We start from the raw sequence: 12,837 nt of genomic DNA, 5'->3' as shown, positions 1-12,837 counted from the left end.
AAAATTAACCTCACTAAAAACAAAGCAAAAACATATTGATTTTCAATTAATTACAATATATAATTTTCTCTAATTGATGAAATAAAGAGGCTCCACGATGTGGAGCCTCAACTAATACTTAAAAAAGCACTATCCTAAATCTACCTTAATATAAGGCTGTAAATAATCAAAAGTTATTTTTATACAAACAGAAATGACGTTTTGAATGTATTATTCCTTTTTAATCATTTAAGATTAATTTTTAAATATGAAATGGTAAACTTCATATTGTCTGCGTTTCCAAATTTAGGATAAATAGCAATCTAAATAATTCAATATTTGTAGAATTAATATTACAAAAGATTACAATTAATACTATATCCTAATATATATCAAACAATAAAGACTTCATTTCTGAAGTCTTTATTGTTCTTTTGTTCTTTTGTTATTTAATTAATCATTCGGTATTCTTTTACTGTCGTAAGTATCACTTCCAAGCCCAAGCACGGGAATAAAAATAAATCCTAAGAAAAATAGCAAAATTGTATAAAGGGGTGTTTCTTTTCCAAAACCTTTAGCCAATCTGTCGTTGACTACCCATGCGGCATAAAGATTTACGAATGGAATTAAGAATAAGATGATCCACCATATTGGTTTTTTCACAATATCCAGCATAACAATAGCATTGTAGATAGGAACGAAAGCTGCCCACGCATCTTCTCTGCCTGCCTTTTTAAAGATTTTGAACATACAATACCCGTAAAACAGATATACCAGTAAGCTAATAAACATTGATCCAATCCCTAATCCCGCAGCGGCTGCACCAGAAACTGCATCTACCCCATTGTAGGGGTCTGTTTGTAAAAGAGTTAACATATTATTATTTTTTATTGGTTTGTTCAAATATAAAAAAAGCTTCTAAATAATTAGAAGCTTTTCTTTGATATTTTAAAAACGTTTATGCATCAATTTTTGCATATTTCGCATTTTTCTCGATAAATTCTCTTCTTGGTGGAACTTCATCTCCCATCAACATTGAGAAAACACTGTCTGCCTCTACTGCATTATCAATAGTCACCTGCTTCAGAATTCTGTGTTCAGGGTTAAGAGTTGTTTCCCAAAGCTGCTCTGGGTTCATTTCCCCAAGACCTTTGTAACGTTGTACTTCAACTCCTTTTCCGTCCGGAGACATTTCTAGAGTAAACTCTTCACGTTCTTTCTCGTTATAAGCATATATCTTTTTGTTCCCTCTCTTCAATAAATATAAAGGTGGTTGAGCAATATAAATATATCCGTTCTCAATAAGTTCCTTCATATATCTGAAGAAGAAAGTAAGAATCAGGGTAGAAATGTGAGATCCATCAATATCGGCATCGGTCATGATAACGATCTTATGGTATCTCAATTTAGCCATGTTCAGTGCTTTGCTATCTTCTTCTGTTCCTACAGAAACTCCAAGAGCAGTATAGATATTTCTGATCTCTTCGTTATCATATACTTTATGAAGCATAGATTTCTCTACGTTCAAAATTTTTCCTCTTAATGGAAGAATCGCCTGGAAGTGTCTGTCACGTCCTTGTTTAGCGGTTCCTCCTGCGGAATCTCCCTCTACAAGGAATATTTCTGATTCTGCCGGATCTTTAGATGAACAGTCAGATAGTTTTCCGGGAAGTCCTGAACCTCCCATTGGAGATTTTCTCTGAACCATTTCACGGGCTTTCTTAGCAGCCTGTCTTGCTTTTGCAGCTAGAACAACTTTTTGAACAATAGTCTTAGCTTCATTAGGGTTCTCTTCCAAAAAGTTAGTAAGCATCTCCCCTACAATTTTATCTACAGCACCAGAAACTTCAGAATTCCCTAATTTCGTTTTGGTCTGTCCTTCAAACTGAGGTTCCATTACTTTTACAGAAATTACAGCGGTTAATCCTTCACGGAAGTCATCTCCTGTAATTTCTACTTTTTCTTTTGCCGGAAGCCCCAATTCGTCTGCATATTTCTTTAAAGTTCTTGTTAAAGCTCTTCTGAAACCTGCCAGGTGAGTTCCTCCTTCATGAGTGTTGATGTTATTTACATAAGAGTGAAGATTCTCGTTGAAAGAAGTGTTGTAACGCATTGCTACTTCTACAGGGATATTATCTCTTTCTCCTTCCATGAAAATCACGTGCTCCATAATAGATTCACGGTTTCCATCAATGTAAGCAACGAATTCTTTTAACCCTCCTTCAGAATGAAAAATTTCTGATTTGAAAGAACCATCTTCTCCCTTCTCTCTTTCGTCTGTAAGGGTAATCGTAATTCCTTTATTAAGGTAAGAAAGCTCTCTTAAACGGGTTGCTAATGTATCGTAATTGTAAACTAATTCTGTAAAAATAGTATCATCCGGCTGGAAGAACTGCTTTGTACCTCTTTTATCACTGTTTCCGATCTCTTCTACTCCTGTTTGAGCTTTTCCTTTTGAATATATCTGCTGGTAAACGTTCCCGTCTCTGTAAACAGTAGTAATCATTTCGTTGGAAAGTGCATTCACACACGATACCCCTACTCCGTGAAGACCTCCTGAAACCTTGTAAGAATCTTTATCGAACTTACCACCGGCTCCAATTTTCGTCATTACAACTTCAAGAGCAGATTTTTGTTCTTTTTCGTGGAAGTCAACCGGAATACCCCTACCGTTATCGCTAACCTCGATTCCGTTTCCTTCTTTAATGGCAACGAATATCGTGTCACAGAATCCTGCCAATGCTTCGTCGATAGAGTTATCTACTACTTCATAAACCAAATGGTGAAGGCCTCTTAATCCTACATCACCAATGTACATTGAAGGGCGCATACGTACGTGCTCCATTCCTTCCAATGCCTGAATACTACTAGCTGTATATTGTTTTTGACTCATATTAAATATTAAAAATCTTGCTATATGCAAAGACTTACAAATATCGTGATTTTTTTCGAGGTATGAAAGTTAAAAAGTGTCAAAAAAATGTTGAGTTTTCTTAGAGGAAACATAAGAAATAGCTAACCAATAAAAGATTCAAAGTTAAAATGTATTTGTTATATCTCTACTGTTTTAAATCATACTCAACATCAATAATTTATGCGTAAATTTATTTACTGAAAAGTTGATATTATGGATGATTTTATAGCTGCCCGCGCCCAGATGGCGCTTTCTCTTGGCTTCCATATCATATTCTCCTGTGTGGGAATGGTGATGCCTTTTCTAATGGCTTTTGCCCATTGGAAATACCTAAAAACTAATAATGAAATATATAAAGGATTAACAAAAGCCTGGAGCAAAGGGGTTGCCATCTTATTTGCTACAGGAGCTGTTTCAGGAACTATGCTTTCCTTTGAATTGGGACTTCTATGGCCCGGGTTTATGAAACATGCAGGTCCTATCTTTGGAATGCCATTCTCATTAGAGGGGACAGCTTTCTTTATTGAAGCTATCGCCATCGGATTCTTTTTATATGGATGGGATAAATTCAATAAATGGTTTCACTGGTTCTGTGGTTTTCTTGTAGGAGTAAGTGGATTGGCATCTGGTATTCTGGTGGTAGCTGCCAATGCGTGGATGAACTCTCCTACCGGTTTCGATTATATCAACGGACAATACCTTAATATAGATCCTATTAAAGCAATGTTCAATGATGCATGGTTTCCACAGGCTCTTCATATGACAGTTGCAGCTTTTTGTGCAACAGGATTTGCTGTAGCCGGAGTTCATGCCTTTTTAATTATGCGAAAAAAGAATGTGGAGTTTCATACCAAAGCATTCAGGATTGCAGTAGGTTTTGCTTTAATTGGAGCATTCGGAGCCCCTTTGAGTGGTGATGTGGCTGCAAAATCTGTAGCAAAGAGACAGCCTATCAAGCTTGCTGCAATGGAAGCTCACTTTGAAACGGAAAAAGGAGCAGCCTTTGTGATTGGTGGAATTCCTGATGAAGAAAAAGAGGAAATAAAATATGCTATTAAAATTCCAAAGGTACTAAGCTTTTTGGTAAGCAACGACTTCAATACTGAAGTAAAGGGTCTTAAAGATTTCCCGAGAGATGAATGGCCCCCGATTGCCGTTGTTCATTATGCTTTTCAGATCATGATCTTCTTTGGAGTAGTGATGATAGGTATAGGAGCTATTTATTTGTATGCTTTCTTTTTCAAAAAAGAATGGCTGACTAAAAACTGGTTATTAAAAACATTCCTTATTGCTACTCCTTTTGGATATATTGCTCTGGAAGCAGGATGGACAGTAACTGAAGTAGGAAGACAACCATGGATCATTTATGGAGTCATGAGAACGATTGATGCCGTAACCCCAATGCCGGGAATACAATATTCTTTCTATTTCTTCACTGCGATATTTATATCATTATCATTGATCCTGGTTTTCCTTTTAAGAAGACAGGTACAGATGGTACCAAAACTTTATGATCCAACAGACCCACAGTTTAACGATAAAAACAAAAAATCATGATCTACATTGTTATAGGTTTTCTCTGGCTTTCCATCTGTCTTTATATTATTCTGGGAGGTGCTGACTTTGGAGCAGGCATTGTAGAGATGTTCACCAATAAAAAAGCCCGCCATAAAACACATGAGATCATGTATGAATCTATTGCTCCTGTTTGGGAAGCGAATCACATGTGGCTGATTATTGCAATTGTAATCCTTTTTGTTGGCTTTCCTGAAATTTATACCACCATGTCTACCTACCTTCATATCCCTTTAGTCTTAATGCTTGTAGGAATTATTGCAAGAGGGACAGCTTTTACATTCAGGCATTATGATGCGGTAAAGGATAACTGGCAGGTTTTATATACACAGATATTTTATTATGCCAGTCTATTAACTCCTTTTTTCCTGGGATTAATAGCAGCAGCAACAGTATCACACTCTATTAATCCTGATGCAACCACCTTTCTGGATCTGTATATTTACAGCTGGCTGAACTGGTTTGGAGTTTCTGTAGGTTTATTTACGGTAGCGCTTTGTGCTTATCTGGCTTCTATTTTTTCATTGAGAGAAACCCGTGGTAAGGAAGAGTTATTATTAATGATCAGAAAATCAAAGCAAACGATGATCTTTGTGGTGATTACAGGAATCCTTGTGTTTGCTACAGCTTACCTTTCTGATATTCCTCTTTTGATGTGGGTATTTTCAAAGCCTTTAGGAATTATGGCGATTGCCTTTGCTACCGTTGCCTTATTACTTATTTTAAGAGCTTTGAGTAACCAAAAATTACTTCCTGTAAGAGCTTTGGCAGGTTTCCAGATGGTGATGATCCTTGTGGCAGCAACCTATCAGCATAATCCGGATATTATTTTATTAGGGAATGGACAGCATCTTTCGCTATTAGAGCATATGGCTCCTGAAAAAACCATTTCAGCATTGGGGTGGGCATTGATGCTGGGTTCATTATTTATTCTTCCGTTTTTATTTTACCTTATGGCTTCTTTCAGTAAGCTTAGAAAATAAAGTAATATGCAGGATTATAAGAACAAAACAGAACTTGTTGAAGAGATCAAAACAAGATTCCTTCTCTATGATCAGGAGTTTGATGATATTAAAGAAGATGAAAAAGATATGCTAAAACCAGGTGTTGATAAAACGCCGTCTCAGAATATATCCTATCAAATTGGCTGGACCCATCTGCTTCTGCAGTGGGAAGCTGATGAAAAGAAAGGAATGGAAGTAAAAACACCTACTCCTGAATATAAATGGAATAATCTAAAAGGATTATATCAGTCTTTCTATGAACAATATGGTTCTTATAGTTTAGCAGAACAAAAAGAGCTCTTGCAAAAACAGGTCAATGAAATTATTGAATGGATTGAAAAACTTGATGACCAAATCCTATTTGAACCTGAACAAAGAAAATGGGCAACAACACCCGCCAAATGGCCAGTTTGGAAATGGATACATATTAATACTGTAGCTCCGTTTAAAAACTTTAGGACACAGTTAAGAAAATGGAAAAAACAAACCGGTACAGAATAATTCTGCACCGGTTTTTTTAACACTAAAAATTAATTGTTACTTTTTAATTACTTTTTTAGTATATACATTCTTATCCGTTTTAATTTCTACTAAATAATTTCCTGAGGACAATGTTCCCAAATCCATCTTCGCATCTGTTCCCAAAAAAATGAGTTTTCCATCCATAGAATAGATACTTACTTTTTGCAATTTTTCACGGGATTCTAACTTTATATGTAAAATATCATTAACAGGATTCGGGTAAACTTGGAAGTTTGGAAGTTCTGCTGAAGATTCATCTGTTGCCAAAGTATTAACATTACTCCTAATAAGTTTGAATGTTTTAAACTCACTAATAGATAGGTTTATTCGTTTTCTAAGCTCAACAATATATTCTCCATTTTTGAGACTTTTACCATAATTTGTACTTATAGATCCTGAACCTGCACCTGGTGGAAAAGAAGCTGCAGGTGCCCACAAGCAATAATATTGACCATTATGCAACGTATTATCTAAAGTTCCATTGCTATTGATTCTCACAATTCCGCCTGCAAATATTACTAATTTATCATTCTCATCTATATCCATACTAGATAAACCACCAATACCAATTACATTCGAAGATAAAGACAATGTACCATTATTACCAAAGCCAGAATCTTTCACTCCATTAGATGTATATTTATATATTTTATGCTCAAATAAATTTTCATCAAAAATATAAATGTTATTATTACTATCTACATTTATTTCATCATTAAGCATGAATACACTCGCTCCTAGACTTCCCTGATTACCAAATGTTGTATCTAGACTTCCCTGGGTGTTATATTTTCTAATAGAATAAACCTTACTCCCAAAAGGAGGACCCTCACTACAATAAGTAAGTATCTCGTTACTACTTGTTCTGGACATTGACATAAAATCGACATTATTACCAGCTATAAGAAATAATGGATCTACCGATCCGGTAGGTAAAACTTTTTTTATCCCTTTCGCAGAACTTAAATGACCTCCTACATTCACATACAATGAAGAATCTGTATTTACAACAATACTACTAATCACATCATTTAAATCAAACGTAACTATACCATTAGTTCCAAAAGTTGTATCCAATATTCCGTCTAAAGAATATTTAACTATTTTATTCTGCGAGAATATGTATAGATTATTTGGGGTGACCTTTACCTGTGGTTTACTCCCAGATAGAGGTGATGCTAAGCTACCATTTATGCCAAAGCTTGAATCTAAAGTTCCATTGGGCGTATATTTGTTTATAATATTCCCTGTGGTTGATACATACGCCACTCCATCAGTTGTAAAATCATAATTATTTGACACTCCTGAGGAAATTGCAAGTGGAACTGATGTATAGTTTTCGTCTATGGCAATAAATTGGGCATGTATAACAATTGTTGCCACTAGTTGAAAAAGAAATAGAAACGTTTTTTTCATGGTTTTTTTCCAAAGATAGTATTTTTAGTACATTATTTACTAATACCAGAACTTCGGAACACAGTTAAGAAAATGGAAAAAACAAACCGGTACAGAATAATTCCGCACCGGTTTTTATTATTATATTGTATAAAACTATGCTAGTTTCATCAGAAGATTTTCATCAATCTTCTCTACTTTCACAATATTATTCTTTGTTAAAGTCTTAGAAGCTTTATCCCATTTCTTACCGGATAACTGACTTCTATCCTTTACTTCCGCTAAAGACATAGCCTCTTCCTGAGAGTTAAGGATTTCTAGTATCACTTTTTCATCTTCTCCTAACTCAATTTGAGGAACTGCTTTCTCCGGTCTCATTTGAGGGAAGAATAATACTTCCTGGATAGATGCATTGTTCGTTAAGAACATAATTAATCTGTCCATACCGATTCCTAATCCTGATGTAGGAGGCATCCCATATTCAAGAGCTCTTAAGAAGTCCTGATCGATAAACATTGCTTCATCATCACCTCTTTCAGATAAAGCCATCTGAGCTTCAAAACGTTCTCTCTGATCGATTGGGTCATTAAGCTCTGAATAAGCGTTGGCAATTTCTTTACCACACACCATCAATTCAAAACGCTCAGTTAAACCTTCTTTGCTTCTATGTTTCTTAGTCAGTGGAGACATTTCAACAGGATAATCTGTAATGAAAGTCGGCTGGATGAAGTTTCCTTCACACTTCTCACCAAAAATCTCATCAATTAATTTCCCTTTACCCATTGTCTCATTCACCTCAATTCCAATAGACTTAGCAAAGTCATATAATTCCTTCTCTGTTTTGCCAGTGATATCGAAACCTGTAAATTTCAGGATAGCTTCCGTCATGGAAACTCTTGGATAAGGAGCTTTGAAATCTACTTCATGTTCTCCGAATGTAGCTGTTGTAATTCCGTTTACCTGAATAGCACAGAATTCCAGTAGTTTTTCTGTGAAATCCATCATCCAGTTGTAGTCTTTATAAGCTACATAGATTTCCATTGCAGTAAATTCCGGGTTGTGAGTTCTGTCCATCCCTTCGTTTCTGAAGTTTTTAGAAAACTCATATACTCCGTCAAAACCACCTACGATCAATCTTTTCAGATATAATTCGTTCGCAATTCTTAAATATAATGGAATATCCAATGCATTGTGGTGCGTGATGAAAGGCTTAGCAGCTGCTCCACCAGGAATAGACTGTAGAATTGGAGTTTCTACTTCAAAATATCCTGCATCGTTAAAGAAAGTTCTCATCGCGTTGAACAATTTTGTTCTCTTCACGAAAATTTCTTTTACCTGTGGGTTTACCGTTAAATCTACATAACGCTGTCTGTATCTCAATTCAGGATCTGTAAATCCGTCGTGTACAATACCATTTTCGTCTGTTTTTGCCTGAGGAAGCGGACGTAAAGCCTTAGTAAGAAGCGTAAAGTTCTTTACTAAAACCGTCATCTCTCCTACCTGAGTGGTAAACAACTCTCCTTCAATACCAATAATATCACCGATATCTAGAAGGTGTTTGTACACTTCGTTATATAATTCTTTATCTTCTCCCGGACAGATCTCGTCTCTGTTGAAGTAAACCTGAATTTTTCCTTTAGAATCCTGCAATTCTGCAAAAGAAGCCTTTCCTTGAATTCTGCGGGACATTAATCTACCAGCGATCTTCACCTGTTTACTTTCAGAAAAGTCCTGTTTTATAGATTCTGTAGTATCTGTAATGGTATACTCATCCGCAGGGAACGCATTAATCCCCATTTCAGTAAGCTTATTCAGCTTTTCTCTTCTAATGATTTCTTGTTCTGATAATTGCATTTCTTATTTTTCTAAAAGCGTACAAATTTAGGCATTTTTGAGTTGACCGTCAATTGATTTTTTCAGAAATTTTAAAATGAAGATGGTGAACAGGGAAAACTTTGGGCTATAGAAGCTAAAATAAAGAGAATAGACGAAGAGATAAGAGACACGAAATCTTACAATTGAATTCAAGGTCAAAAATTAAAGAATCAACTTTAAAAACCGATACTTTTTGCAAATATTGAAATGGAAAAGTATCATCATTCCCCTCTTCTGGAGGAGTGGCGAAAATTCAAAGAATTTTTGACGGGTAGTTTAAGTTTTCCGAATAATTCTAGACCAAACAAAACTTAAATCACAATCTTTACATTCAGAAGCTTTATTTCCTACTAAACCATTCGGTTCGTTTCTGTTTAGGAATAAATGTCCAGGCCAGGATTCTGCTTATTTTCTGTCCCTGGGCCATATCAATAGTTTTAAATTCTACTGTTTTTACCTTCTTTAAAAGTGTAGTCAGCTTATAAAGATTATCCTTTTTAGAAACCAGGCAGGTAAACCAAAGAACCTGAGATGAATATTGAACACTTTCATGAATCATATTGGTAATGAATGCCAATTCTCCGCCTTCACACCATAATTCTGACTGTTGTCCACCAAAATTAAGTACCGTTTTTCGATCCTTTCCTTTAGTTAAATTCTTTGTTTTCCGAAGATTTCCTTTTATCATAGATTCTTTTGAGTCATGAAAAGGAGGATTACACATAGAAAATGTAAACCTATCTTCAGAACCTATTATATTCTTGAATACATATTTGGAATCTGGCTGATGCTGTAATTGAATTGTTGATAATAAATCTGGATTCTGATCCAGAATATAATGGCCATTTTTTAATGACTCTTCATTAATATCTGTACCGACAATTTCCCAACCATAAGATTGATGGGCAATTAAAGGATAAACAAGATTAGCTCCTACACCAACATCCAATCCTTTTACAGAGGGACCTGTTGGAATTTCACCCTGCTCCGTCAGCAAGTCAGCAATATAATGTACATAATCTGCACGTCCCGGAATGGGAGGACACAAATTGGCATTAGGAATATCCCAATTTTTAACATTATAAAAATGAAAAAGTAAGGCCTTGTTGAGTAATTTTACAGCCTCAGAAATACTGAAATTAATAGTTTTTATCCCGTGAACATTCACGAAGACATAATGTTTCAGTTCTGGCACACAAGAAATAAGCAGATCAAAATCATAGGGATTACGATGCAGATTTCTTGTGTGCAGACTGGATTTTTCTGTGGACATCTTTTATTTTTTCTGGCTTAGAATATACTCCACCATTTTTTTAGCATCTTCTTTAGATACCTGTGGATGAGCAGCCATAGGGACTCCGCCCCAAACTCCACTACCGCCTTCTATGATCTTGGAAGCCAACAATTCAATATCCTTATCAGAATATTTAGCAGCTATTTCCTGATAAGAAGGTCCTATCATTCTCTCATTAACAGAGTGACACCCCGAACAATCCAATGTTTCCATGATCTGATCACCGGAAAGATTGGACTGAGCTGGAGCGGACACCGATGCAGCATCTGAAGACGCTACTTCTGTTGTATTTTCTTTTTTAGAACAGGAAAAGATCACAAGACCTAAAGTTCCCGCCAAAAATAAATTTTTCATTATTTCTTCGCTGTAGAATCTGTTTTAGCAGCTTCAGGAGCAGGAGTTGCAGCAACTGGAGCAGCAGGCTTAGCAGTAGAATCTACAACGGTAGTTGCTGCCGGCTCTTCAAGCATAGTGTTGCTGTCCTGTAATGAGTGATCTGCTTTTTTAGAGCAGCTTGCTAATAATAAACCTCCAATAAATGCGATTGCGAATACTTTTTTCATTTTTTTCTAATTTGAAAGCAAAAATATAAAAAATAAACGTTTCAGCTTATGACAAATGTTTTCTTTGAAAAATATTTTAAGAGTTTGGATATTTTATCTTTTTAACAAAAAATAATTCAATAAATAGGGAAAATTTAAATTAGGTTATTATTTTTGTATAACAGATCACATTAAAATACAAACTATTAATCTAAAATGTATGACTCAAAGAAATTTATTCAGAACAGCTATTTTGTCAGCTATCCTTTCCTTCCCTCTATCCTGTCATGACTCTGATAATGAACAGCCCAAATCAGAATATTCAGACAAAATTGAATCTGTAACATTATTGAAAACCACAAAATCATGGGAGGGAACACTGTATGCCAGCTACCCGACCGGACAGCCTGAAATCTCTGTTCTTAAAATCTCTGTTCCGCCTAACAAAGCACTGGACTGGCATAAACACCCTGTTATCAATGCGGCTTACGTGGAAAAAGGAGAAATCCAGATAGAAAGAAAAGAAGATGGTAAAACACAATGGGTAAAAAAAGGGCAGGTTCTTCCGGAAATGGTTAATATTGCTCACAGAGGCAAAACCGGAGAAAAAGGTGCTACTTTAATTGTCTTTTACAGCGGAGCCACTGACATTCCTCTGTCTGAACCTGTGCATTAAAAGATATAACACAGGGTTTTGTAAAGTAATGGAAACAAAATCTTGCTAAACCCTGCGTTTAATTCTTCCGAATCTCTTTGTATAGCTCCCTATCCGAAATAAGTAAATAAATATTGCTCCTTTCCTATTTTTTTGATAAGTTTAAACTAGATTTATCTCAAAGAAATTACTGTAAAATTTGGATATGGTTTTAATCTCAAAAATTCTGTTTTTTACCAGCCATCATGGTTTTTATACTGTGATTCTTCTTTTTTTGATTTTGGGATTATTATCTTATCTCACTAAAAAAATCTGGTTTTTGGTTCTTGCTATTCCACTTTCCATTTTAAACGGGTTTTGTGGTCAGTTTCTGAATGCGTGGTTTCTCAACAAATATGGAGTGGAGAGTACAGCAATCATTACTTCTGATGTGGAGACCAATTCAACATTAAATGACATGTACATTCACGATTATGAAGCAGTAGTTAAAAAACAGGATGGAAAGTATATTTCAACCTTCTTTTCTACAACCTCAGCATCAATTTACCCCATTGAAAACGCCATCAGAATTCCACGAACGGAAATAAGTTTCCCCGTAAAATACATTCCGGGATATGAAAAAAATATTGTGATTCTTTACAATGAATCAGAAGAAGGAAAAGCACTCATTAAATACTCTAAATTAGCTCCGGTAAATTCTGCAAGAATCAAATATGAAGCAGACAGAACCAATAAAGTATTCATTGCAGAATACATCAAAGCGTTGGAAGATTATACAGCATCTTATGATGAGGAAAGTTATAAAATAAAGCTTGAAGAACTCAAAAAAGAACTTAAACAATTGAAATAAAACAAATTAAATATTAAGTTTTTTATTTTTTTTGAATTTTTTGTTTTTTGTATTAAAAAAATTTCTACATTTGTCCCATGTTTACAATGAGCAACAATATTTGGTGGTGGCTTTCAAACTCTTCGTCGGGTCTGAAGGTATTGTCATGTTGCTAACCCAACAGCAGATATAAACAAAACAATATACAAGGCTTTGACGGATACCGTTGAAGCCTTTTTTTATTCCTAAAATC

At 35.3% G+C, this 12,837-nt stretch carries 12 protein-coding genes; 5 read left to right on the top strand and 7 right to left on the bottom strand.

The features are described from left to right. Positions 1–432 precede the first annotated feature (432 nt). Together J2772_RS06090 and gyrB are read right to left on the bottom strand one after the other, a co-directional pair. A complete protein-coding gene (locus J2772_RS06090; protein WP_209914442.1) occupies positions 433–855 on the bottom strand; it encodes a DUF5684 domain-containing protein in 423 nt (140 codons plus the stop codon). An 82-nt stretch (positions 856–937) separates the two neighbouring features. Next, a complete protein-coding gene (gyrB, locus tag J2772_RS06085; RefSeq protein ID WP_209914440.1) occupies positions 938–2,872 on the bottom strand; it encodes a DNA topoisomerase (ATP-hydrolyzing) subunit B in 1,935 nt (644 codons plus the stop codon). Positions 2,873–3,106: 234 nt separating this feature from the next. Between gyrB and J2772_RS06080 the strand changes: the two genes are divergently transcribed. Genes J2772_RS06080 through J2772_RS06070 form a run of 3 tightly spaced genes read left to right on the top strand, consistent with a single transcriptional unit; the run spans position 3,107 to position 5,973 of the window. Further along, on the top strand, positions 3,107–4,450 hold the full coding sequence (locus J2772_RS06080; protein WP_209914437.1) for a cytochrome ubiquinol oxidase subunit I: 1,344 nt from the start codon (positions 3,107–3,109) through the stop codon (positions 4,448–4,450). After that, complete coding sequence (locus J2772_RS06075; protein WP_209914434.1) at positions 4,447–5,451, top strand: cytochrome d ubiquinol oxidase subunit II; 1,005 nt, start codon at positions 4,447–4,449, stop codon at positions 5,449–5,451. The genes J2772_RS06080 and J2772_RS06075 overlap by 4 nt, the downstream gene beginning before the upstream one ends. Positions 5,452–5,457: 6 nt before the next feature. Next, positions 5,458–5,973: a ClbS/DfsB family four-helix bundle protein gene (locus tag J2772_RS06070; RefSeq protein WP_209914431.1), complete on the top strand. Its 516-nt coding sequence runs from the start codon at positions 5,458–5,460 to the stop codon at positions 5,971–5,973. A 36-nt stretch (positions 5,974–6,009) separates the two neighbouring features. Here the strand turns inward: J2772_RS06070 and J2772_RS06065 are convergent, their stop codons facing one another. From J2772_RS06065 to J2772_RS06045, 5 genes are all read right to left on the bottom strand, one after another. Beyond that, complete coding sequence (locus J2772_RS06065; protein WP_209914428.1) at positions 6,010–7,410, bottom strand: T9SS type A sorting domain-containing protein; 1,401 nt, start codon at positions 7,408–7,410, stop codon at positions 6,010–6,012. 135 nt (positions 7,411–7,545) lie between these two features. After that, entirely contained in the window at positions 7,546–9,243 is a 1,698-nt protein-coding gene (lysS, locus tag J2772_RS06060) for a lysine--tRNA ligase (protein ID WP_209914426.1), read from the bottom strand. A gap of 361 nt (positions 9,244–9,604) precedes the next feature. After that, positions 9,605–10,537 carry a 23S rRNA (adenine(1618)-N(6))-methyltransferase RlmF gene (rlmF, locus tag J2772_RS06055; protein ID WP_209914424.1) on the bottom strand — a complete coding sequence of 311 codons (933 nt, stop codon included), beginning with the start codon at positions 10,535–10,537 and terminating at the stop codon, positions 9,605–9,607. Between the two features lie 3 nt (positions 10,538–10,540). After that, on the bottom strand, positions 10,541–10,912 hold the full coding sequence (locus J2772_RS06050; RefSeq protein WP_045495124.1) for a c-type cytochrome: 372 nt from the start codon (positions 10,910–10,912) through the stop codon (positions 10,541–10,543). Then, complete coding sequence (locus tag J2772_RS06045) at positions 10,912–11,121, bottom strand: hypothetical protein (RefSeq protein WP_209914421.1); 210 nt, start codon at positions 11,119–11,121, stop codon at positions 10,912–10,914. The genes J2772_RS06050 and J2772_RS06045 overlap by 1 nt, the downstream gene beginning before the upstream one ends. 199 nt (positions 11,122–11,320) lie before the next feature. Between J2772_RS06045 and J2772_RS06040 the strand changes: the two genes are divergently transcribed. Both J2772_RS06040 and J2772_RS06035 read left to right on the top strand, forming a co-directional pair. Continuing rightward, positions 11,321–11,776, top strand: coding sequence for a cupin domain-containing protein (locus J2772_RS06040; protein ID WP_209914418.1), 456 nt, complete (start codon positions 11,321–11,323; stop codon positions 11,774–11,776). A gap of 184 nt (positions 11,777–11,960) precedes the next feature. Then, entirely contained in the window at positions 11,961–12,605 is a 645-nt protein-coding gene (locus J2772_RS06035) for a hypothetical protein (RefSeq protein WP_209914416.1), read from the top strand. Positions 12,606–12,837 lie beyond the last annotated feature (232 nt).

Source organism: Chryseobacterium jejuense (assembly GCF_017877355.1).
GTDB classification, from domain to species: Bacteria; Bacteroidota; Bacteroidia; order Flavobacteriales; family Weeksellaceae; genus Chryseobacterium; species Chryseobacterium jejuense_A.
This window is presented reverse-complemented; position numbering and strand designations above follow the sequence as displayed.